Raw genomic sequence first — 23,698 nt, forward strand, 5'->3', positions numbered from 1 at the left:
GCTGCTAGTCGTCCAGGGCATCGCGCAACCGGCCCAGCATGGTGCGCGAACCGGGGGCGGGCTCGACCCGGGTGTGGGCGGTGGACAGAGCCATGTCGTAGACGTCGAGCACCTCGTCGGTGACCGCGGACCAGTCGTAGCGGCCGACCACCTGACTGGCCGCCTGGACGCGGGCCTGGGCGGCTGCGGCGTCCTGCAGGGTGTCGATGATGACTCGGGCCAGGTCGCCGCCGTCCTCGTTGCGGAACAGGGCCCCGTAACGGCCCTCGCCGAGCACGTCGGAGAAGGCCTTGAGGTCGGAGGCAATGACCCGGGTGCCGGCGGCCATGGCCTCCACCAGGACGATGCCGAAGGACTCCCCTCCGGTCTGCGGGGCCACGTAGCAGCTGGCCGAGGCCAGCATGGCGGCCTTGTCCTCGTCGCTGACGCCCCCCAGGAAGACCACGGAGTCACCGAAGCGGGTCAGCTCCTCCCGGATCTCCTGGGCCTGCCCGCGCCCTGCGATGAGGAAACGCGCCCTGGGCACCGACTCCAGCACCGTCGGGATGGCGTCGGCCAGGATCCGCAGCCCCTTACGGGGCTCGTCCAGGCGCCCCAGGAAGGAGATGGTGGGGGCCTCGTCCGTGCCCCGGAACCGGGGGTCGTACTTGGGGGCGTCGGCAAAGGGCCCGACATTGACGCCGTTGGGGATGACGACGGCGTCGCCGCCGTGGTACTGGATGAGGGTGCGGCGGGCCTCCTCGGAGACGGCGATGCGGGCCGAGAGCTTCTCCATGAGCGGCACCGTCGCCGGGCTCAGCAGCTCACGGGCCAGCGAGCGGTCCATGGCGGCGTGGAAGGTGCCCACCACCGGTCCGGTGGCGGCCTGCAGGGCCAGCATCCCGACGCTGGGGGTGATGGGCTCATGGATGTGCAGGATGTCGAAGTCGCCGGCATCCAGCCAGCGTCGGGCCCGTCTGGCCACGAGGGCGCCGAAGTTCAGCCGTGCCACCGAGCCGTTGTAGGGGATGGCGATGGAGTCACCGGCGCTGGTGACCCAGTCGGGCAGCTCGGTGTCCTGGGAGGCCGGCGCGAGGACCTGTACCTCGTGGCCGCGGCGGAAGAGCTCACCGGCCAGGTCCATGACGTGGACCTGAACGCCTCCGTGAGCGTCGAAGGAGTAGGGACAGACGATACCGATCCTCACGCATACTCCTCGTGGGCGCCCTGCTGGTCGCGGGCGTGGCTGCGAGCCAGGCGCTCCTGGTCCAGGTCGGCGTCGAAGACGGGCTGGAGCATGTGCCAGTCCTCGGCGTGCTCGGCGAGCAGGGGCTCCAGCGCAGCGACCCAGGCACGCGTGTGCGCCACGACCTGCTCGCGTCCCTCCATCTGCTGGGGCGCCGGGACCCTGCGGGCGGTCAGCACGATTCCCCAGGGCGATCCGGCCCGACGGCGCCTCTGGCCGGTGAGCGACTCGTAGTGGATCGAGGCGGCGTACAGGGGGCGTCCCAGGCGCTGGGCGATCGCCGCGGGCCCTGCGGCCACCCGTGCGGTGGCGCTGCCCAGCCGCGCGGTGATGCCGGCCGAGGACAGGTCCCGGTCCGCCAGGAGTGCGACGACGTAGTGCCCCTGGCTCGCCGCCTCGAGGAGGCGGTCGAAGACCTTCTCCCCGTGGGACTGGCCGATGATGCGCATGCCCAGTGACTGGCGGAAGGAGACGAACTGCTCGAAGAGGTCCTCGGGCTCCAGGCGTTCGGCGACGGTCAGGACGGTGGCGAGCTCACGGCAGGCCCAGGCTCCGATGAGGTCCCAGTTGCCCATGTGCGGCAGGGCCATGACGACGCTGCCCGCGCGCACGTCCTCGCGCAGCTGGGGATCGATGTCGGTGCGCACGCGCGCCAGGATCTGCTCCGGTGTGATTCCGGGCAAGGCGAAGGCCTCGTAGAAGTAGCGCATGTAGGAACGCATGCCGGCTCGGGTGGCCCGGTGCAGCGCGGGCGCTGGTGTTCCCGCCGGGAGGATGCGTGAGAGGTTGCGCTCGAGCTGTCCTACTCCGGCGGTGGAGCGCCGCAGGCGCTGCCAGGCCCACAGCGCGTCGGCCACGGTGTGCGCCAGGCTGTATCCCACCGGCGCGGGCAGGTGTCGGGTACCGCGCCAGGCCAGGCGGTAGGCGTCGGAGACGGCTGGCAGGCGCATCCTCATTGCTTCTCACCCTCCTGGTGGACCTGCTGATGGACGGCGCGCACACGCTGAATCACGGTGATGAAGGAGGCGACCGCCACGTAGAGGAGCCCGACGGTGAGCACCCACTGGGGTGCCCCGAGCCCCACGAGGAAGGTGGAGCCGAGCGCGACCAGGAGCCGATCGGTGCGCTCGGCGATCCCCACGGAAGCACTGGCGCCGATGGACTCAGCCCGGGCGCGGGCGTAAGGAACAGTGGCCGCCATGACGACGGCGACTAAGGCAGCCGCGACGGTCACGGTGCGCAGCACGCCGACCGGCATGGACAGGGCCGCCCAGGCCGCGAGGGATCCCAGGACGGCGCCGTCGGCAAGACGGTCCATGGTGGAGTCCAGGAATGCCCCGAACACCGAGCTCTTGCCAGTGGCCCGGGCCAGAATGCCGTCGAAGGAGTCGGCCACCAGCACCACGAGCAGGACCAAGGGCCCGGCCATGAAGTGTCCCTTCGGCAGCAGGGTGACCGCCGCCGTCACGGACAGGGCCGTTCCGGTGACGGTAAGCATGTTGGGGGTCACCCCGAGCCGCCCGAGCGCGAGGGCGGGTCGGGTGAACAGGGCCTTGGTCAGGCCGCGGCCGTGGTTGCCGAGCATGAGGTCCTTATCACTGGGGTGGAACTGTCTAGGAGACGGGCCGTGATGGCACGGGACGGACTGGGACGCTGAGGCTGCTCTCAGCCTGCCGGAGCGCGTCGAGCGGGGCCAGGGGGATCAGTCCCCGCTCTGCCCCGTCCCGGAGGGCCAGGCGGCCGCGAGCATGTCCCGCTGCTGGCCGAGCAGCTGGGGGACGGGCTTGGTCCGTCCGATGATGGGCATGAAGTTCGCGTCCCCCTTCCAGCGCGGCACGATGTGCTGGTGGAGGTGGGCGGCGATCCCCGCACCGGCGACCTCGCCCTGGTTCATCCCCAGGTTGAACCCGTGGGGGTGGCTCACCGAGCGCACGACGCTCATGGCCGTGGCGGTCAGCTCACCGATCTCCTGGCGCTCGGCCGCGGTGGCCTCGGTCCAGTCGGAGATATGCCGATAGGGGCACACCAGCAGGTGACCGGTGTTGTACGGGTACAGGTTCATGATGACGTAGCTGGTCTCGCCCCGGTGGACGATGAGGGCCTCCTCGTCACCGCGTTGCGGCCCGGTGCAGAACGGGCACTGTGCGGGGGTGTCATCGGAGGGCTTGTTCTGCCCCCCGATGTAGACCATGCGGTGCGGGGTCCACAGCCGCTGAAAGGCCTGCGGGGCGCCCTCGTGGTAGAAGGGCGCCTCCACCTCGACGCCGTCACCGGCCCCGGGGCCGGTGATCGTCTCTCCGGTCACTTCCTCAGTCACTGTGCAGCTTCTCCCCCGCCGGGTCGTTGATACGGGCGTCGATGACGCTGACGATGTGGGCCACGGCCTCCTTGACGGGCACGCCGTTGGTCTGCTGGCCGTCACGGAACCGGAAGGAGACGGCGCCGGCCTCGGCGTCTTCTCCCCCGGCAATGAGGGTGAAGGGGATCTTGTCCTTGGAGGCGTTGCGGATCTTCTTGCCGAAGCGGTCGTCGGAGTGGTCCACCTCGACGCGAACCCCCTGGGCGCGCAGCTGGGCGGCGACGTCGTCGACGTAGGCGTCGAAGGCCTCCGCCACGGGGATGAGCCGGACCTGCACCGGGGAGAGCCAGGCGGGGAAGGCGCCCGCGTAGTGCTCGGTGAGCACCCCGATGAAGCGCTCCACGCTGCCCAGCTTGGCCGAGTGGATCATGATGGGGCGCTGGTGGGTGCCGTCGGCGGCCGTGTACTCCAGGTCGAAGCGCTCGGGCTGGTTGAAGTCGTACTGGATGGTGGACATCTGCCAGGTCCGGCCGATGGCGTCCTTGACCTGGACCGAGACCTTGGGGCCGTAGAAGGCGGCGCCGCCCGGGTCGGGAACGACTTCCAGCCCGGAGGCGTCGCAGGCGTTCTGGAGGGCCTGTGTGGCGGCTTCCCAGTCAGCGTCGGAGCCGATGAACTTGTCCTTCTTGGCTCCGTCCTCGTCGCGGGTGGACAGCTCGAGGTAGAAGTCGGTCAGTCCGAAGGCCTTGAGGATGGACAGGAAGAAGTCGATCTGGGCACGGATCTCCTCACCGGCCTGTTCCGGGGTGCAGTAGGTGTGGGAGTCGTCCTGGGTGAAGCCGCGCATGCGGGTGAGCCCGTGGACGACGCCGGACTTCTCGTAGCGGTAGTCGTGCCCCATCTCGAAGAAGCGCAGCGGCAGCTCGCGGTAGGAGCGTCCGCGGGAGCGGAAGATGAGGTTGTGCATCGGGCAGTTCATGGCCTTGAGGTAGTACTCCTGGCCGGCCTTGGTGATGTTGCCCTCGGCGTCGCGCTCCTCGTCGGCGAGCATGGGCGGGAACATGGTGTCGGCGTAGTAGGGCAGGTGCCCGGAGGTGTGGAAGAGCCCGCCCTTGGAGATCTCGGGAGTGTGGACGAAGTCGAAGCCGTAGTCCAGGTGGCGGTCGACGACGTACTGCTCGATCTGGTGGCGCAGCATGGCGCCCTTGGGGTGGAAGACCACCAGGCCGGGGCCGATCTCCTCGGGGAAGGAGTAGAGGTCGAGCTCGGCGCCGAGCTTGCGGTGGTCGCGCTTGGCGGCCTCGGCCAGGCGGGTCTGGTAGGCCTTGAGGTCATCCTTGCTGGCCCAGGCGGTGCCGTAGATGCGCTGGAGGGAGTCGCCGGACTGGTCGCCCTTCCAGTAGGCCGACGAGGACTTGGTCAGCGCGAAGCCCTGCCCGATGAGGCGGGTCGAGGGCAGGTGGGGGCCACGGCACAGGTCGGTCCAGGCGACGGTGCCGTCACGTCGAACGTTGTCGTACATGGTCAGCCCGCCGGCGCCGACCTCGACCGAGGCGCCCTCGGCGCCCGCTCCCTTGGTGGTGATGAGCTCGAGCTTGTAGGGCTGGTCGGCCAGCTCCTCACGCCCCTGGTCCTCGGTGATGTCGCGGCGCACGAAGCGCTGCCCCTCCTTGACGATCCGCTTCATGCGCTTCTCGATCTCGCGCAGCATCTCGGGAGTGACGGCGTCGATGGCTCCGAAGTCGTAGTAGAAGCCGTCGGTGATGAAGGGGCCGATGCCGAGGTTGACGTCCGGGAACATCTCCTGGACGGCCTGCGCCATGACGTGGGTGGCGCTGTGGCGCAGGATGTTGAGGCCGTCCTCGCTGGACAGGGTGATGGGCTCGACGACGGCGCCGGCCGGGATCTGGCGCTCCAGGTCCCAGGGCTCGCCGTTGACGCGCATCGCGACGACGCCGTCCTTCTTGACGGCGTCCTGCAGGAGGAGCGCCCCCGTGCTGCCCGCCTCAATGGTGCGGGGCGCGCCGTCGAGGGTGATTTCAATCATGGGCTGGTCTGACACGGGCTCGTCTCCTCTGCTGCATCGGTGCGGGGCGCTGTACTGGTGCACCCCGGTTCGACCGCGAGTCTACGTCGTGGTCGCGCGGGCTCAGTCCTCCCGTGAGCCACGCCGCGCGCGCAGTGCGTCACGCAGGCGCTTGGCCGCGGACATCCCGGAGTAGATGACGCGGGAGACCGGGACGTCCCAGGCCCCGTCCACCTCGGTGACGTGCTGGGCGTAGCGCTTCTTGTACTGGCCCACCGTGTAGAGCGAGGGGACACGGGTGGAGCCGGCGCCCATGAGATCCAGGCCGCGGTAGCCCTCCTGAGCCAGGGTGCAGGCGGCCCACCAGTCCAGGGCCTCGGCCCCACGGAAGGTGCGCGACTCGTTGGAGGAGGCGCCGTAGTAGGCCACGGCGTCCTTGCCTGAGGTGAGGATGAGGTCCCAGGCGTGGGGGACGCCGTCCTTGCGCAGGACGAACAGGCGGGCGTTCTTCTCCCCCAGGGAGGTCAGCATGGTCCAGTAGACCTCGGCGTCGTGGGGCTTGAAGCCGTCGCGCTCGGCGGTCTCGCGCAGGACCTCGTAGACCTGGTCGAACTCCTCGCGGCTCAGGCCGGTCTCGTCGCTGATGGTGCACCCGGCCTCCCGGGCGACGCGCTCGGCGCGCTTGACCGCACGGCGGCCGTCCTTGGGCATGACCGCGGCCATCTTCTCCGGCGTCTTGGGCACCAGGTCGATGACGTAAGTGCGGTCGTAGGTGATGGTGGACAGCAGCTCTCGCAGGTCGGCAGCGCCGTAGCGCGCGTGCATGCGGATGAAGCGCACGGAGCGGTCACGCTCCTTGACCACGGAGCGCAGCAGGCGACGCAGGTGGGCCTCTCGCTCGGGAGACTGCTCCTTGAGCCAGACCGGGCCGTGCTTGGCCCACAGGAAGGTCTGGCCGCCCATCTCGTAGCGGTACAGGGCGATGGCGGCCACGGGCTTGCCCTCGTCCTCATAGAGGTAGCGGCCCCACAGGGGGCGGCCCATGGCCTCCTCGAAGCGCTCCCATGCCTCGGTCTGCTCAACTGGGAAATGGCTGTTGCCCACGGCCAGCCGCATCTCGCGCCCGTCGACCCGACGCAGGGTCTCGGAGCGGTCCGGGGTGGAGTGCACCGGCTCGGGGTGCGTGAGCCGAGGCGCCTTGGGCTTGTCTGCCTTGTCGGCCCTGGCGGGCTGGGCGGGCTTGTCGGTCGGGTCAGCCTTCTGCTCGGACTGCTTGGGCTGCTCAGACTCGCCGCCCTTGCGCCCCTTGTCCTTGGGCGGGTTCGCCTGAGCCTTCTGGGGGGCCGGTGCACCGGCCTCGACCTTGGCCTCAGGGTTGGAGTCAGTCATGGAGTCAGTCGCGGAATCAGTCGTGGCGTCGGGGGTGGTGCTGTCGGGCATGTTCTCGTTCTCGGGCATTCAGCGGGACCTGTCGACTCGTTGCGGATAGTTGCGGGCGAACTTGCGGTAGTGGTTGAGGCGCTGGAGCTCGATCGTCACGCGACGGCGCAGCGAGCGCTCGGCCGGGTCGCGCAGCGGGTCGATGCCCCGCCCCAGGCCCTTGGCCTTGCGGCGCAGCGCCTCATCGGACACGTAGCGTGCGATGACGCCGTCGGGGACCAGGGAGTAGAGGACCTGTCGGGTGACCTCGATGGGCTCGTCACGCTGGTCCAGGACCAGGTCCTTGAGCATGACGGCCATGGGGTTGGCGCCGGCGGCGGTCAGGTAGAAGGAGTTGCGGCCGATGCGGGGGTTGACCTCGAAGAAGAGCTCCCGTCCGTCGCGGGGGTCCACCTTGATGTCGAGGTTGGCGAAGCCGCGGTAGCCGGCATGACGCAGCAGGCGGCCGGTGGCCTCCCACAGGTCGGGGAAGGCCTCGGTAATCATGGCCACCGGGTTGCCGATCATGGTGGGGGCGTGGTCCTGCAGCAGGACACGCGCCGAGCCGATGAGACGCAGCTCGCCGGTGGAGTCCATGTAGGCGGTCACCGAGCGCATGGCGGTGTCGTCACCGGGGATGCACTCCTGAACCAGGAAGGTGGAGCGGTAGCCGGCCTCCTTCAGGCTCCTCCACATGCCTGCCAGCTCGGCGGCGTCGTCGATGAACCAGATCTTGCGCTTTCCGGGGAAGGAGATGCGGTCGTAGTCAGCGCCGATGGCTGCCTTGGCCACGAGCGGGAACCCCATGCCGAGCTCGTCGGCGCTGGTCGGCGGCACACAGTCGGGGTCGGCCAGGTCGACGACGACCTCCCGGGGCGTGAGCACCCCGACCTCTGCGCACAGACGGGAGAAGGAGGCCTTGTCGCTGACGGCGTCGAGCACGTCGATGTTCGGGAAGGGCAGGACATAGGTGGGCTCGAGCTCGCTGCGGTGGGCGGAGATCATGGCGGCCGCGGCGTCGGTGTTGGCCATGAGCACAGCGCTGCGGGGTCCTCTGCCCTGAGCCAGCTTTTGCAGCAGCGCGATGGTCCGCTCCGGCGGGGCCCCAGCCTCCTGGTGGACCACGGTGATGTAGGCCGACTCGGAGATCGCGACGATCGGATCCGAGGCCACGACCGTCACCGAGGTGCCGGTGACCTCATGAAGCTGCCGCGCCAGGGCGTAGGCGCCGATATCACCGCCGAGGACCACGGGCAGCAGGTGCCTGAAGCGTTGCGTCATAACCATCCGTTTCTTGCCGCAGGGGCCAACTCCTCCCCAGATGGTAGAGCACGCCGGGACGCCCCGTTCCCGGCCACTCCAGGAACATCACGATCCGGACACGGTACCGTCCCCGGCCACCACCGCCCCACACCCTCAACCCATTGGAATGTCGGGCGATTGTCCGCACCTCGGAGACGACATCACGGCCTGACGGTGACACATGCCACCCGGCGCGAGGCGACCGTCCCGGAGAACGACAAGAGCCCGGAGCACTGGGCTCCGGGCTCAATTCGACCATCGATTCTGGTGGGCGATACTGGGATCGAACCAGTGACCTCTTCCGTGTCAGGGAAGCGCGCTCCCGCTGCGCCAATCGCCCGAGCGGATGACGGGACTCGAACCCGCGACCCTCACCTTGGCAAGGTGATGCTCTACCAACTGAGCCACATCCGCGTGACACCCTTGTGGGGTGCGGGAAGAAAGTTAGCAGAGGTATCCGTCGGAGGCAAAACGCAGTCGAGCCCGTGTCCTCATGAGGTGTCTCACGCCCCGCCGACCCGCCTCGATCACCGGGCAGCACCCGGGGACTTGCCGGGAGACGCTCCGACGTGACATGTCTTTCTCCCACTCTCCTGCCTTCGCACCTCAGTCGTGGCAGGGTAGTCCCCATGACCACGCCGACAACAACGACGCCTCAGGCCGCACCGGAACCTCAGGAGGGCCCCCAGCGCCAGATCTGGCCGGGCCACCCCTACCCGCTCGGGGCGACCTATGACGGCTCGGGAACGAACTTCGCCCTCTACTCCTCGGCCGCCACCGGTGTCGACCTGTGCCTGTTCGACGACGAGGGCCACGAGGAGCGGGTGGCGCTCAAGGAGGTCGACGGCGACGTCTGGCACGCCTACCTGCCCGGGATCTTTCCGGGTCAGAAGTACGGCTACCGGGTGGCGGGCCCCTACGACCCGGCCTCCGGTCACCGCTGCGACCCCTCCAAGCTGCTGCTGGACCCTTACGCCAAGGCGATCTCCGGCGAGGTGACTCCGTCCCAGACTCTGTACTCCTACTCCTTCGACAACCCGGAGGTGCGCAACGAGGAGGACTCGGCGGGCCACACCATGCGCTCGGTGGTCATCAACCCCTACTTCGACTGGGGTCACGACCGTCCCCCGAACCACGAGTACCACGAGACGATCATCTACGAGGCCCACGTCAAGGGCATGACCAAGCTGCACCCGATGGTTCCCGAGGAACTGCGGGGCACCTACGCCGGTCTGGCTCAGCCCGCCGTCATCGACCACCTCAAGAACCTGGGCGCGACGGCCATCGAGCTCATGCCGGTCCATCAGTTCGTCAACGACACCCACCTGCAGGAAAAGGGCCTGTCGAACTACTGGGGCTACAACACGATCGGTTTCTTCGCCCCGCACAACACCTACGCCGCCTACGGCACCGAGGGTGAGCAGGTCCAGGAGTTCAAGTCCATGGTCAAGGCCTTCCACGAGGCCGACATCGAGGTCATCCTGGACGTGGTCTACAACCACACGGCAGAGGGCAACCACCTGGGCCCCACCCTGTCCTTCCGCGGCATCGACAACAGCTCGTACTACCGCCTCGTCGATGGCTCGGCCAGCCACTACTTCGACACCACCGGCACCGGCAACTCGCTGCTCATGCGCTCACCGGCGGTCCTCCAGCTCATCATGGACTCGCTGCGCTACTGGGTCACCGAGATGCACGTCGACGGGTTCCGCTTCGACCTGGCCTCCACCCTGGCCCGCCAGTTCCATGAGGTGGACAAGCTCAGCGCCTTCTTCGACATCATCCACCAGGACCCGGTGCTCTCCCAGGTCAAGCTCATCGCCGAGCCCTGGGACGTGGGCGACGGCGGCTACAACGTGGGCGGCTTCCCGGCTCTATGGAGCGAGTGGAACGGCAAGTACCGCGACACCGTGCGCGACTTCTGGCGCGGGGAGCCCTCCACCCTGGGCGAGTTCGCCTCCCGTATCACCGGCTCCTCCGACCTCTACCAGCACGCCGGACGCACCCCGGTGGCCAGCATCAACTTCGTCACCGCCCACGACGGCTTCACGCTGCATGACCTGGTCTCCTACAACGAAAAGCACAACGAGGCCAACCTCGAGGGCAACGCCGACGGCGACAACAACAACCGCTCCTGGAACTGCGGCGCCGAGGGACCCACCGACGATCCGGCGATCATCGAGCTGCGTCAGCGCCAGACCCGCAACTTCCTGGCCACTGTCCTGTTCAGTCAGGGCGTGCCCATGATCTGCCACGGCGACGAGATGGGACGAACCCAGGGGGGCAACAACAACGTCTACTGCCAGGACAACGAGATCTCCTGGGTCAACTGGGACCTCAGTGAGCAGGACAACGACCTGCTGGAGTTCACCCGCACCATGATGTGGCTGCGTCGCGACCACCCGGTGCTGCGTCGTCGGCGCTTCTTCACCGGGGACGCCGGCCACGGCGGGGAGAGCGAGCTCGGCGAGATCGAGTGGCTCACTCCGGCCGGTGAGTCCATGACCGACCAGGACTGGACCACCTGGTACGCCCGGGCCATGATGGTCTTCCTCAACGGGGAGGCGATCGCCGAGCCCGATGAGCGGGGCCAGAGGATCGTGGACGACTCCTTCCTCGTGCTCATCAACGCCTCCGACGAGGACATCACCTTCACTCTGCCCGGCGAGGGCTACGCCCCCACCTGGAAGGTCGCGCTGGACACGGCTCCCGCAGTGGACGGGGACTCCGACCCGGTTCTCGCCGCTGACGACACCGTCGTGGTCGAGGCCCGCTCCATGCTCTTCCTCATCGACGCCCCCGAGTCCGCCGCCACCACGGAGCGCCACCAGAGATAGCGACTCTCCGCGGCCTTCCGGCGCCCCGCCGAACACACATCACCCATCAAGCAGCACCACCCGACGCAGACCAGACGAGCTTCAGGAAGTGACATGACCGACGCAGTGGACGCAGCAGTGGATCAGGCCGGTTCGGCGGGTTCTGCGGAGACACCCGCCTACGCGCCGTGGTCGGGGCACGTGCCGGCTCCGGAGCACCGCACGCCGGTGACCACCTACCGTCTCCAGCTCGGTGAGGACCTGACTTTCGCAGACGCCAAGGCCCTGGTCCCCTACCTGGCCGATCTGGGAGTCACCGACCTCTACCTCTCCCCGATCCTCACCGCCGCGCCGGGCTCCACCCACGGCTACGACGTCGTCGATCACCGCCGGGTCTCGGCCGTCATGGGCGGACGGGAGCAGCTCGAGGCCCTGGCCGCTGAGGCCGACGCCCACGGCATGGGCGTCGTGGTGGACATCGTCCCCAACCACATGGCCGTGCCCACCCCCGGCTGGCACAACCTGCCCCTGTGGTCGGTGCTGCGTGAGGGACCGGATTCCCCCTACGCCGCCTGGTTCGACCTCTCCCTGGACGAGCCCATCCTCATGCCGATCCTGGGCAAGCGCATCGGCGCCGTCCTGGCCGATGAGGAGCTCACCCTCGAGCAGATGGTGGTTCCGGGGCAGGAGGATCTGGGCGAGCAGTGGGTCCTGCGCTACTACGACCACGCCTTTCCCGTCGCCCAGGGCACCGAGGCGCTGCCGATGCACGTCCTCGTCGAGCGCCAGCACTACCGCCTGGCCTACTGGAAGGTCGGCGACGAGGAGATCAACTACCGACGGTTCTTCGACGTCGGTACCCTGGCCGCGATCCGCGTCGAGGAGCCCAACGTCTTCGCCGGAAGCCACGGTCTCATCCTCGAGCTCATGAGAGACGGAGTCATCAACGCCCTGCGGGTCGACCACCCCGACGGCCTGGCCGACCCCGGCGGCTACCTCACCCAGCTGGCCGAGGCCACCGACGGTGCGTGGATCGCCGCAGAAAAGATTCTGGCGCCCGACGAGTCCCTGCCCACCTCCTGGCCAGTGGCCGGAACCACCGGCTACGACGCCGCCTGGCGGATCGACCAGCTCCAGGTGGACCCCGCCGGCGCTGCCCATCTGGGCGCGCTCATGCAGGAGATCGCCGGGGACGCTCCCGTGGACTACCACCGCATCGTCGAGGAGGCCAAGCGCGAGGTCATCGCCGGCTCACTGGCCGCGGAGGTCGACCGTCTGGCCCGCATCCTGGACTCCTTGACCTCGCAGGACGTGCGTCTGCGCGACCACACCCTGCGCGACCTGCGGGCCTGCGTCGTCGAGCTGCTCGTGGCCGCGGACCAGTACCGGGTCTACGTCGTTCCGGGTACGCCCCCCGGTCCGGAGACGGCCGCCGTCCTCCAGGCGGACGCCGAACGGGCGCGCCAGCGCCTCGAGCCGGACCAGGGAGAGACCCTCGACCTCGTGGTCGCCATCCTCCTGGGTGAACCGGTCGGCTCCGAGGGCCTGTCGGAGTCCCCCGAGCGCACCGAGGCCATCATCCGCTTCCAGCAGGTGTGCGGGGCTGTCACCGCCAAGGGAGTGGAGGACACGGCCTTCTACCGCTGGACCCACCTGACCAGCCTCACCGAGGTCGGCGGCAACCCGGCCGGCTTCGCGCTGAGTGCCGATGAGGCCCACGCCTGGGCCGACCGGGTTCAGAACACCTGGCCCGACACGATGGTCACCTCCACCACCCACGACACCAAGCGCGGTGAGGACGTGCGCGCCCGCCTGGACGTGCTGGCCTCCTACGCCGAGGAGTGGAGCGAACTCATCCACCGTCTGCGCGCCATGACCGCGCAGGTCCGCCCCCTGGACCTCGACGGGCGCAGCGAGAACCTGCTGTGGCAGACCCTGTGGGGCACCTGGGCGCCCGACAGCGACGACCCCATGACCCCCGAGCGCCTGAGCGCCTACCTCGTCAAAGCCTCCCGGGAGCAGAAGATCTGGACCACCTGGACCGCCCCGGACCTGGCTCGGGAGCAGGCCCTGACCGACTACGCCACCCACCTGCTCACCAGCGAGGAGGTCCGCGCCGAGCTCGAGGCCTTCGCGGCCCTGACGGCCAGGTCCGTGCGCACTGCGATCCTCGCCGGCAAGGCGCTCGCCCTGACCTGGATGGGTGTGAGCGACATCTATCAGGGCAGCGAGACCACCCGCACCTCACTGGTGGACCCCGACAACCGCCGCGCGGTCGACTACACCGGACCCTCAGGTCTCATCAGCACCCTGGAGCGCCTCGACACCGGAGCCGCACCGCGCAACCTGGATGAGGACAAGCTCTTCCTCACCTCCCGCCTGGCGCGCCTGCGCGCCGCCCGCCCCCACACCTTCGTCGGTCCCCGCTCGGGCTACCGCACGATCCCGGTGACCACCTCCTTCGCCTTCGCCTACGCCCGCCTGCTCGATGAGATCCCCGACGTCGTCGTCATCGTCAGACGCCTGTCCCGGCGGCTCGAGCAGCTGGGGGGATGGCGCGAGGAGAGCATCGTCCTGCCGGAGGGGACCTGGGAGCACGTCCTGCGCACCGGCACCGTGGAGGGAGGCACCCAGCCTCTGGCCGAGGTAGTCGGGGACGATGCCGTCGTCGTCCTGGCCAGAGCCGACTCCCCCGACTCCCAGACCGACTCGGACCACGCCGCCCAGGAACAGGAGGCCACCCGATGAGCCCGACGCCCCGGACCTGGCAATCCCCGGCCCTGCCCGTGAGCCCCCGCGTTCCCGTGTGGGCCCCCACGGCGAGGCGGGTCGAGCTGCACCTGCCCGGCGATGAGGGGCTGGATGACCGGCTGGTCGACATGGTCCCGGCCCCCGACGGCTGGTGGACTGCCCCCTTCGACCTGGAGCCGGGCACCGACTACGCCTTCCGGGTCGACGGCTCCCCCGACCGCCCCGACCCCCGCAGCGCCCTGCAGCCCCACGGCGTCCACGGCCCCTCACGAACCGTGGACCCGACCGCCTGGCAGTGGACCGATCAGGACTGGACGGGCAAGGACCTGCTCGGCTCAGTCATCTACGAGCTCCACGTGGGCACCTTCACCCCCGAGGGCACCCTGGACGGCGCCATCTCCCGGCTCGATCACCTGGCCGAGCTGGGCGTCGACATCGTCGAGCTCATGCCCCTGGCCGCCTTCCCCGGCCGAGCCGGGTGGGGCTACGACGGGGTGGGCCTCTGGGCCGTCCACGCGGCCTACGGGGGCCCCGAGGCCCTCATGCGCTTCGTCGACGCCGCCCACCGCGCCGGCATCGGCGTGTGCCTCGACGTCGTCTACAACCACCTGGGCCCGTCGGGCAACTACCTCAGCGTCTTCGGCCCCTACTTCACTCCCGCCCATCACACGCCCTGGGGCGAGGCCGTCAACTACGACCACGACGGCAGTCATCAGGTGCGCGCCTTCGTCATCGACTCGGCCCTGCGCTGGCTGCGCGACTTCCACATCGACGCCCTACGCCTGGACGCCATCCACGAGATCAAGGACGACGCCGCAGCCGCCGACCCTCCACAGGCGCACGTCCTGGCCGAGCTCTCCAACGCCGTGGCCGCGCTGTCCGCCGAGCTGGGCCGCCCCCTGAGCCTGGTGGCCGAGGCAGACCTCAACGACGTCGGAGTCATCACCCCCATCGATCAGGAGCCCCCTGCCGCAACTCCCAGCCTGGGTATGACCGCCCAGTGGGCCGACGACGTCCACCACGCCCTGCACTCACGGATCACCGGGGAGGCGCAGGGCTACTACGCCGACTTCGCCGAGCCCGGGGCATGGACCAAGGCCTACAGCGGCGCCTTCCTCCACAACGGCACCTGGTCCACCTTCCGGGACCGGGTCTGGGGCGCCCCCGTCCCCGAGGACACCGACCCCAGGCGCTTCGTCGTCTTCGGATCCAACCACGACCAGATCGGCAACCGAGCCGTCGGGGACCGTCCCTCGGCCGGTCTCGACGACGCCGCCCTGGCCGCCACTGCCGCCCTGGTGCTCCTGTCGCCCTACACGCCCATGCTCTTCATGGGCGAGGAGTGGGGAACCCGCACCCCCTTCCAGTTCTTCACCGACCACGAGGAGGAGGACCTGGCCCGCAGCGTCAGCCAGGGGCGCGCCCGGGAGTTCGCCGGCTTCGGCTGGGACGCCAACGAGATCCCCGACCCCCAGGACGCCGCGACCGTCGAGACCTCGCGCCTGGACTGGTCCGAGCTTGAGCAGACCGAGCACACCCGCATGCTGGCCTGGTACCGGGCACTGACCGCCCTGCGCCGCGAGCTGGCCTGGTCCCAGCGCACCGCGTGGCCGCAGATCGATGAGGCCGACGACGTTGTCACCGTGACCTACGAGGACATCGTCGTGGTCACCAACCTCTCCGGGAGGCCACGGCCCGCTCCCGAGCTGGGCGAGGTGCTCCTGTCCTGGGCCCCGGTCGGATCCGACCCGTCCTGCCTGCCGGCCGGACAGACGCTCATCGCCCGACGCTGACCAGTCCCGCCAGGCGGCTTCCCCAGCCGGCCGACCAGATACCGGCGAACCGGAGGCGGCCGATGCACATTCGTTCAGAAAGGCAGGCACCTCGTTGACACAATGCAACCCTCCCAGCGGCGTGGCTTCATGTGCCCACTGCGGTAGCGCACTAGCGTGGCATCCGTGACTGTCAACGGTAGGCCGCGTCAGAACGAGGCAGGTGGCATCCCCGAACGATTCGAGGAAGCACTCCTGTCCCTTCGCGACGCGCCCCGCCCCCGAGGGCTCCTCATGGAGGAGGTGCCCGCCCCCAAGAAGCTGGCCCCCTTCTCCGCCGCCCTGAGCGCTGAGACGGTGGAGACAGTAGGAGCCACCCCCGTGGCCACCGGACGCTTCGTCGTCCTCCACGACCCCGACGGCCAAGAGGCCTGGGACGGGGACTTCCGCATCGTGGTGCAGGCGCGCGCCCGCATCGACAACGAGATCGGCATGGACCCCGTCTTCGAGTCCGCCGCCTGGAGCTGGCTCACCGACGGCCTGGAGGACTCCCGTGCCGGATACCACGCACTGGTCGGAACCGTCACCAGGGTCCTGTCCGAGACCTTCGGCGGGCTGATCCTCACCGACTCCTGCGCCCATGCCGAGATCCGGGCGTCCTGGTCCCCCACGACCCCCCAGCTCGGCCCACACCTCACCGCCTGGCACGAGCTGCTGCTGGTCGCCTCCGGCCATGAACCGGCCGCGGTCCACCCCCTCACCCTCGCCGGAGCCGGAAGGTGACGCCCCGCCGCACCGGCGTGCCCCGCCCAGCTGCATCCTCGGCCGTGCCCCGCCCAGCTGCATCCTCGGCCGTGCCCCGCCCAGCCGCATCCTCGGCCGTGCCCCGCCCAGCCGTCCCCCCTGGCACAACAGACCATCCCATCAACCCGCACGACATCGTCGACTACCCCCGCCCCAAGGACGGGCTCCCCGAGATCACCGCCACCCCCACCCAGCTGAACCGAGCCGCTCAGCTCCTGGCGGCCGGTCGAGGCCCCATCGCCGTCGATGCCGAACGCGCCTCCGGCTTCCGCTACGGACAGGACGCCTACCTCATCCAGCTGCGCCGGGACGGCGTCGGCACCCTGCTCATCGATCCGGTCACCACCGGGCCCCTGACCGAGCTGGCTGCAGCCCTCGACGGACCCGAGTGGATCCTCCACGCAGCCGACCAGGACATCCCCTGCCTGACCGCGCGCGGCCTGAAGGCCGCCTCCCTGTTCGACACCGAGCTGGCAGCCCGCCTCCTGGGCCGACAGCACGTCGGGCTCGGCGCCGTCATTGAGGAGACCCTGGGCCTGCGCCTGGCCAAGGACCACGCGGCCGCGGACTGGTCCACCCGTCCCCTGCCCGCCTCCTGGCTCGCCTACGCCGCCCTCGACGTCGAGCTGCTCATCGACCTGCGCGACGCCCTGGCCACCGAGCTCGACGCAGCCGGCAAGGACCAGTGGGCCGCCCAAGAGTTCGAGCACGTGCGCACCAAACCGGCCAGACCGGCCAAGGTCGACCCATGGCGCAAGACCCCCCGAGCAGGAAGCTCCGTGCGCTCCCCCCGCTCACTGGCCATCCTGCGCGAGCTGTGGAACTCGCGCGAGCAGCTGGCCGCAGAGCTGGACCGCACCCCCTCCAAGGTCCTGCCCCACCAAGCACTCGTCGCCGCCGCCGTCGCCCGCCCCCGGTCACGACGCAAGATGAGCGCCCTCAAGGAGTTCTCCTCCCGCCAGGCCCGCCAGAACCAGGAGCGCTGGTGGAGGGCCATCGAACGCGCCCTGGAGCTGCCCGACGACGAGCTTCCCCCCACCCGCGCACCACTGGCGCCCGGCGAGCTCCCCCATCCGCGCTCCTGGCAGCGCCACCACGCCGCGGCCGCCGAGCGGCTCACCGAGGTACGCGCGGCCATCAGGCGGCACGCTGAGGAGATCCGCGTGCCCCAGGAGCTCCTTCTGACCCCGGAGTGCCAACGTCATCTGGCCTGGGACCTCGGCGCGGAGATCGAAGCCGGACGTACCAGCAGGATCACTGCTCAGGAGATCAGTGAGCGCCTCGCCGCCATGGGAGCTAGGCCGTGGCAGATCGAGCAGGCCTCCCCCGCCCTCGCCACAGCACTGGGCTGACACGCCGTCACCGCGCGTACCGCAGTGCGCCGCCCACGGCGACGTGGACGGCGCACAACGTGATTCTCGCCAGAGGAGCTCGGCTCGAGAAACCAGTGACCTTCGCAGGCGTTAGTGAACCTCGAAGCCGTAGGAGCGGAAGATCGCGCGAGTGGACTCCACCAGCTCCGGTTCCGGGGGCCTGGTGTCACGAAGCTGATAGGTCAGTCCCAGGGCGTCCCACTTGTCGGTACCCATCTGGTGGAAGGGCAGCACCTCGACGCGGCTGACCGAGCCCCAGCGCTCAATGATCCGGGCCACGTTGTGGACGTTCTCAGGGTTATCCGTCAGGTCCGGGACCAGCACGAACCGGGCCCAGATCTCGATCCCCTTGGCCGCCAGACGGTCACCGAAGGTGATGGTCGGGGCCAAGGAGCGCCCCGTCACCTTCTTGTAGGTCTCCTCGTCACCGCTCTTGACGTCGAGCAGGACCAGGTCGATGTTGTCGAGCATCTCATCGCTGGCATTGGCACCCAGGAACCCTGAGGTGTCGATGCAGGTGTGGATGCCCATCTTCTTGGCCCCGGCCAAGAGCCTGCCCGCGAAGGCCGGCTGCATGAGGACCTCACCGCCCGACAGCGTGATCCCGCCCTTGGACGCGCGGAACACCCCCCGGTAGCGGCGCATGCGGCGGAGAAGCTCCGAGGCCTCCACCGGTTCCCCGTCCTTCATGAGGAAGGTGTCAGGATTGTGGCAGTACTGGCACCGCAGAGGGCATCCGTTGAGGAAGACCGTCATCCGGGTGCCGGGACCGTCCACCGCGGTCACGAGCTCCCAGGAGTGGATCGAGCCCAGCTCGCCATCGCGCATCCGAGCCAGGCGCTCCGAGCGTTGAAGATCCGTCAGCTCCTCGAGCCCGCCGATACCCGCACCGCGCAAGCGGGCGGCCGGGGCCAGGAAGTCCTGGTCCCGACCGCCATCGCGCACGGTCGTCGTGGTCTGCGTCATGACCGCTCGCCGTGCTCCAGGGCTCAGGCCTGGGAGTGGAAGGTGCGGTGAAGAACGTCAAGCTGCTGCTCACGAGTCAGCTTGACGAAGTTGACGGCGTAGCCGGAGACGCGAACCGTGAGGTTCGGGTAGTTCTCCGGGTGCTCCATCGCGTCCTCGAGGGTGTTGCGGTCCAGGACGTTGATGTTGGCGTGGTACAGGCCCTTGACGCCGCCGTTGTCCTGACGCTGTGCCTTCATGGAGGCGAGGCGCTCTTCGTACGTGGCCATGGTGGCCCCTTTCTGAGGTGATGTGATCGATGTGTGAGAAATTGCTGCGGGGTGATCGGCCGGGTGAGCGGCTCGATCAGATCTCGGCGCAGTCGTCGGGGACGAAGCCGGCGTCGAGAATGCCCACGAGGTTGGCGACGCGCTCGTCAAGAGTGCGGCCCAGCCCCTGCGGGGTGATCGTGTTGGTCAGCGAGATGCCGTCGAGGGCGTCGTTGTAGTCGAGCTTGCCGACACTGAGCATCGAGGCGACCATGCCGTGGGTGTCCATCCCGTTCTCCGGGTTGGCCCCGGGCGAGAAGGGGGTGCCCTTCTGGTGCCCCGAGGGGAAGGAGCCGGTCGCCTTGCCGTAGACCACGTTGGAGGTGATCGTCAGCACCGACTGGGTCGGGATGGCGTCCCGGTAGAAGGGCTGGGCCTTGATCTTGGACATGATCGTGTGGACCACGGTGGCGGCGATGTCGTCGGCGCGGTCGTCGTCATTGCCGTAGATCGGGAAGTCACCCTCGGTGACGTAGTCGACCACCAGGCCGGTCTCGTCGCGAACCGGGGTGACCTTGGCGTACTTGATGGCCGCCAGGGAGTCGGCCACGATCGACAGACCGGCGATACCGCAGCCCATGGTGCGCACGATGTCGGAGTCGTGCAGCGCCATCTCGATGGACTCGTAGGCGTAGCGGTCGTGGCAGTAGTGGATGATGTTGAGGGCCTCGACGTAGGTGGCCACCACCCAGTCGAGCATCTTCTCGTACTTGTCCCAGACCTCGTCGAAGTCGAGGGGGCCGTCGCCCTCGACGCCGGGCAGACCGGTGACGACCTGCTTGCCGGTCATCTCGTCGCGGCCACCGTTGATGGCGTAGAGCAGGGCCTTGGCGGAGTTGACGCGGGCGCCGAAGAACTGCATCTGCTTGCCCACGCGCATCGGGGACACGCAGCAGGCGATCGCGGCGTCATCGCCCCAGTGCTCACGGATCTGCTCGTCGGCCTCGTACTGGATGGAGGAGGTCGTGATCGAGATGAGGGCGCAGAAGTCCTTGTAACCCTGCGGCAGGTTCTCGTCCCAGAAGATCGTGATGTTCGGCTCCGGGGCCGGACCGAGGTTGCGCAGGGTCTGCAGCAGACGGAAGGAGGTCTTGGTGACCAGGGCACGACCGTCCTCACCGAAACCGGCGTCGGACCAGGTGGCCCAGTAGGGGTCGCCGGAGAAGATCTGGTCGTAGTCGATGGTGCGCAGGAAGCGGGTGATGCGCAGCTTCATGACGATGTTGTCGATGAGCTCCTGGGCGCGGGTCTCGTCGATGACCCCGTTGCGCAGGTCCCGCTCGAAGTAGATGTCCAGGAAGGCCGAGAGACGGCCGATGCTCATGGCGGCGCCGTCCTGGGACTTCACGGAGGCCAAGTAGGCGAAGTAGGTCCACTGGACCGCCTCGTGGGCGTTCTTGGCCGGCCCGGAGATGTCGTAACCGTAGGAGGCGGCCATGACCTTGAGCTTCTTGAGCGCCTTGATCTGCTCGGAGTGCTCCTCGCGGTAGCGGGCCCAGTGCTCGGAGAAGGGCTCGTCCGCTACGGCGTCCTTGGCCTTCTGCTTCTGCTCGATGAGGAAGTCGACGCCGTAGAGCGCCACGCGGCGGTAGTCACCGATGATGCGACCACGGCCGTAGGCGTCGGGCAGACCGGTGATGATGTGGCTGGAGCGCGCCGCGCGGATGCGCGGGGTGTAGATGTCGAAGACGGCGTCGTTGTGGGTCTTGCGGTAGCGGGTGAAGATCTTCTTGACCTCGGGGTCGACCTCCTTGCCCGCCTCCTTGATGGCGGTCTCCACCATGCGCCAGCCGCCGTTGGGCATCATGGCGCGACGCAGCGGGGAGTCCGTCTGCAGACCAACGATGACGTCATCGTCCTCGCTGATGTAGCCGGCCGGGAATGCGTCGATGTCGGCGGGGGTATGGGTGTCGACGTCGAGGATGCGGACCTTGCGCTCCTCGGAGAGGTAGTCCTTCTCCAGGGTGTCCCACAGACGCAGGGTCTTGTCCGTGGCGTCGGCGAGGAACGAAGCGTCACCGTCGTAGGGGGTGTAGTTGCGCTGGATGAAGTCGCGGACGTCAATGTCCTCGGTCCACGGTCCGGTAACGAAGCCTTCCCAGGCGTCATTGCCGCTCGCCGTGGTGGCAGATGTTGTGACCTCAGTGGTCATCCGTGCCCTCCTCATGTGGGTGACCGGAGAGCCACCCGGTTGTGATCGCCCTTATGAGGCGAGGCGGCACATCGGCGCGCCGTCGATCTCAGACTAGAACTCAGAGGAAGGCTTGTGGGTCGCTGGTCCCAAGAAGAGCCGGTTAGATGACTCACAGGTCGATCACCGCCGCCGCAATCCAGGACATAAGTCCCTATATCGACTCGTTGGGCGGATATCCGGCATCGGCCGCCACTTCCTCCTAGCCTTCGACAACGAAGACGAATGGGGTCGCGTTCCTAACGCGTCAACCTATCAGAACGATTAGGACAGGTGTCCCAGCGGATTCCGCCTACTGCGCGACGAGCTGGAGCCGAGGCGCCTCCTGCGTTGCCCTACTCGGCCCTAAGGTCCTGGTCGGTGCGGGCGCCTGCGGCGCCGTCGGCCGCCCTGCGGGCCGCCTGAGCGATATCAGCCGCTCGCATGCCGAAGTCCTCCATCAGCTGAGCGCGGGTGGCCGTGTCGACGAACTGGCGCGGCACGCCGATGCGACGGAAGACCGGCGAACACCCGGTAGCGCCGTGGGCGGCCTGGTACTCCTCGACCGCGTCACGCAGCTGGGAACCGATACCGCCGTCGACCAGACCGTCCTCGACCACGACGACGACGTCCACATCAGCCGCGGCAGTCACGAGAGGAGCCGGGGCAGGAATCACCCAGTGCGGATGCACCACGGTGACGGCGTGCCCATCCTGCTCAAGGAGCCTACCGGCCTCGTAGGCCTGGGAGGCCATGGCACCCACGCCTACCAGCAGGATCCGCGCACCACCGGCAGGCGGGCGGCTCTCGAGCAGGACATCGACGACGTCGAAGGCACTCACGTGCGGCGTCTCCTCGTGCACCGACTCCTTGCCTGCCCTCGGTTCCTCCGCTCCCCGGGCGAGGCGTCGCAACGCAGTCAGGGGTTCGGGCAGCGCGCCCTTGGGGTAGCGCACGACCGTGGGGGCATCACCTGTGCTCACGGCCGTGCGCAGGCTCTCGCGCAGCGTCGCCTCATCGCGGGGGGCCGCCAGGTGCAGACCAGGAACGTGCGCCAGCAGCGCCATGTCCCACATGCCGTTGTGGCTGGCCCCGTCAGTTCCCGTGATTCCGGCCCGGTCCAGGACGATCGTCACTCCCGCCCGGTGCAGGGCGACATCCATGAGCACCTGGTCGAAGGCGCGGTTGAGGAAGGTCGCGTAGAGGGCCACCACCGGGTGCATGCCGGCGAAGGCGAGGCCGGCGGAGAAGGTCAGCGCGTGCTGCTCGGCGATGCCGACGTCGATGACCCGAGTAGGCATCTCATCGGCCAGGGGCTGGAGGCCCACCGGGGCCTGCATGGCGGCGGTGACCCCGACGATCCGTTCATCGCCGCGGGCCAGGGAGACGATCTCCTCGGCGAAGACGGCGGTCCAGCCGAAACGCTCGGCCACCACCGGCAAACCGGTCTCGGGATGAATCTGGCCCACCGCGTGGAAGCGGTCGGGGACGTGCTCCTCGGCCGGGGTGTAGCCCCGCCCCTTCTCGGTGATGACGTGGACGATGACCGGTTCGGCGTACTCGCGGGCGCGAGTGAGGGCGAACTCGACGGCCGTGATGTCGTGGCCGTCGACCGGTCCGGTGTACTTGATCCCCAGGTCCTCGAAGAAGGCCGAGGGAACTAGGACGTCCTTGAGCCCCCGTTTGAGTCCGTGCAGGGCGTCGAAGGCGGCCCGACCGGGGGCGCCCTGCGACAGGAGCGTCCGCTTGACCCCGGACAGGACACGCTCGTAACCGGGATTGGTGCGCAGCGCGTCGAGGTGGTGGGCCAGTCCCCCGATGGTGGGGGCGTAGGAGCGGCCGTTGTCGTTGACGACGATGACCAGATGGCGGTCCGAGGAGTCGGCGATGTTGTCCAGAGCCTCCCAGGCCATTCCCCCGGTCATGGCCCCGTCCCCGATGACGGCGACGACGTGGCGCTCGTCGTGACCCTGCAGGTGGTTGGCCCGGGCGATGCCGTCGGCCCAGGACAGGGAGGTCGAGGCGTGGGAGTTCTCCACGACGTCGTGGACGGACTCGGCCCGTGAGGGGTATCCGGACAGGCCGCCGCGCTCGCGCAGATGAGAGAAGTCCTGACGGCCGGTGAGCAGCTTGTGGACGTAGGCCTGGTGGCCGGTGTCGAACACGATGGTGTCCCGCGGTGAGCGGAAGGTGCGGTGCAGCGCGATCGTCAGCTCGACGACCCCGAGGTTGGGGCCGAGGTGGCCGCCGGTGCGCGCCACCGAGGCGACAAGATGCTGGCGGATCTCCGAGGCGAGCGTCACCAGCTGCTCGCTGGTGAGCCGATCGAGGTCGGCGGGCTTGCGCACGCACGGCAGGAGCGCCTTGCCGGTCCGTCCGGCGGGCCCTCCCGGGCGCTCAGCAGCTGCTGGCACGGTGCGCCTCCTTGTCGAAGGTGGTGACGAGTTGTTCGAGTCGCTCAAGAGCG

16 protein-coding genes and 2 tRNA genes are annotated in these 23,698 nt (G+C 68.9%); 5 read left to right on the plus strand and 13 right to left on the minus strand.

All coding sequences use genetic code 11. The annotated features are described in order from the left end of the window. Positions 1-4: 4 nt before the first annotated feature. The 9 genes from HW274_RS06915 to HW274_RS06955 form a co-directional block, all read right to left on the minus strand. A complete protein-coding gene (locus HW274_RS06915; RefSeq protein ID WP_185988455.1) occupies positions 5-1,186 on the minus strand; it encodes a glycosyltransferase family 4 protein in 1,182 nt (393 codons plus the stop codon). After that, entirely contained in the window at positions 1,183-2,181 is a 999-nt protein-coding gene (locus HW274_RS06920) for a phosphatidylinositol mannoside acyltransferase (protein WP_185988456.1), read from the minus strand. The genes HW274_RS06915 and HW274_RS06920 overlap by 4 nt, the downstream gene beginning before the upstream one ends. Then, positions 2,178-2,810 (minus strand): phosphatidylinositol phosphate synthase, encoded by a 633-nt coding sequence (pgsA, locus tag HW274_RS06925; RefSeq protein ID WP_185988457.1) that lies wholly within the window; start codon positions 2,808-2,810, stop codon positions 2,178-2,180. Before pgsA ends, HW274_RS06920 begins: the two co-directional genes overlap by 4 nt. A gap of 117 nt (positions 2,811-2,927) precedes the next feature. Next, positions 2,928-3,542 carry an HIT domain-containing protein gene (locus HW274_RS06930; RefSeq protein ID WP_185988458.1) on the minus strand — a complete coding sequence of 205 codons (615 nt, stop codon included), beginning with the start codon at positions 3,540-3,542 and terminating at the stop codon, positions 2,928-2,930. After that, positions 3,535-5,586, minus strand: coding sequence for a threonine--tRNA ligase (thrS, locus tag HW274_RS06935; RefSeq protein WP_144020814.1), 2,052 nt, complete (start codon positions 5,584-5,586; stop codon positions 3,535-3,537). Before thrS ends, HW274_RS06930 begins: the two co-directional genes overlap by 8 nt. An 87-nt stretch (positions 5,587-5,673) precedes the next feature. Continuing rightward, complete coding sequence (locus HW274_RS06940) at positions 5,674-7,008, minus strand: peptidoglycan bridge formation glycyltransferase FemA/FemB family protein (RefSeq protein ID WP_185988459.1); 1,335 nt, start codon at positions 7,006-7,008, stop codon at positions 5,674-5,676. After that, positions 7,009-8,250 (minus strand): carboxylate--amine ligase, encoded by a 1,242-nt coding sequence (locus HW274_RS06945; protein ID WP_185988460.1) that lies wholly within the window; start codon positions 8,248-8,250, stop codon positions 7,009-7,011. A gap of 286 nt (positions 8,251-8,536) precedes the next feature. After that, positions 8,537-8,611, minus strand: a tRNA-Val gene (locus tag HW274_RS06950). 1 nt (position 8,612) lies between these two features. Continuing rightward, positions 8,613-8,685, minus strand: a tRNA-Gly gene (locus HW274_RS06955). 215 nt (positions 8,686-8,900) lie between these two features. On the opposite strand from HW274_RS06955, the gene glgX reads away from it, so the two are divergent. The 5 genes from glgX (at position 8,901) to HW274_RS06980 (ending at position 17,766) form a co-directional block, all read left to right on the plus strand. After that, on the plus strand, positions 8,901-11,108 hold the full coding sequence (glgX, locus tag HW274_RS06960) for a glycogen debranching protein GlgX (RefSeq protein ID WP_185988461.1): 2,208 nt from the start codon (positions 8,901-8,903) through the stop codon (positions 11,106-11,108). Positions 11,109-11,201: 93 nt separating this feature from the next. Then, positions 11,202-13,835: a malto-oligosyltrehalose synthase gene (treY, locus tag HW274_RS06965; protein WP_185988462.1), complete on the plus strand. Its 2,634-nt coding sequence runs from the start codon at positions 11,202-11,204 to the stop codon at positions 13,833-13,835. After that, positions 13,832-15,631 carry a malto-oligosyltrehalose trehalohydrolase gene (gene treZ, locus HW274_RS06970; RefSeq protein WP_185988463.1) on the plus strand — a complete coding sequence of 600 codons (1,800 nt, stop codon included), beginning with the start codon at positions 13,832-13,834 and terminating at the stop codon, positions 15,629-15,631. The genes treY and treZ overlap by 4 nt, the downstream gene beginning before the upstream one ends. Positions 15,632-15,787: 156 nt before the next feature. Continuing rightward, positions 15,788-16,393, plus strand: coding sequence for a DUF3000 domain-containing protein (locus HW274_RS06975; RefSeq protein ID WP_075405413.1), 606 nt, complete (start codon positions 15,788-15,790; stop codon positions 16,391-16,393). A gap of 98 nt (positions 16,394-16,491) precedes the next feature. Then, entirely contained in the window at positions 16,492-17,766 is a 1,275-nt protein-coding gene (locus HW274_RS06980) for an HRDC domain-containing protein (protein WP_081376224.1), read from the plus strand. A 111-nt stretch (positions 17,767-17,877) separates the two neighbouring features. Here HW274_RS06980 and pflA read toward each other — a convergent pair whose 3' ends face one another. From pflA to dxs, 4 genes are all read right to left on the minus strand, one after another. Next, entirely contained in the window at positions 17,878-18,753 is an 876-nt protein-coding gene (gene pflA, locus HW274_RS06985) for a pyruvate formate-lyase-activating protein (protein ID WP_075254244.1), read from the minus strand. A gap of 23 nt (positions 18,754-18,776) precedes the next feature. Further along, on the minus strand, positions 18,777-19,022 hold the full coding sequence (gene grcA2, locus HW274_RS06990) for an autonomous glycyl radical cofactor GrcA2 (protein ID WP_009406209.1): 246 nt from the start codon (positions 19,020-19,022) through the stop codon (positions 18,777-18,779). A gap of 76 nt (positions 19,023-19,098) precedes the next feature. Next, positions 19,099-21,213 carry a formate C-acetyltransferase gene (pflB, locus tag HW274_RS06995; RefSeq protein WP_101587458.1) on the minus strand — a complete coding sequence of 705 codons (2,115 nt, stop codon included), beginning with the start codon at positions 21,211-21,213 and terminating at the stop codon, positions 19,099-19,101. A gap of 374 nt (positions 21,214-21,587) precedes the next feature. Beyond that, positions 21,588-23,645 (minus strand): 1-deoxy-D-xylulose-5-phosphate synthase, encoded by a 2,058-nt coding sequence (gene dxs / locus HW274_RS07000; RefSeq protein ID WP_185988464.1) that lies wholly within the window; start codon positions 23,643-23,645, stop codon positions 21,588-21,590. Between the last annotated feature and the right edge of the window lie 53 nt (positions 23,646-23,698).

This window comes from Actinomyces sp. oral taxon 169, from assembly GCF_013394715.1.
Taxonomy (GTDB): domain Bacteria; phylum Actinomycetota; class Actinomycetes; order Actinomycetales; family Actinomycetaceae; genus Actinomyces.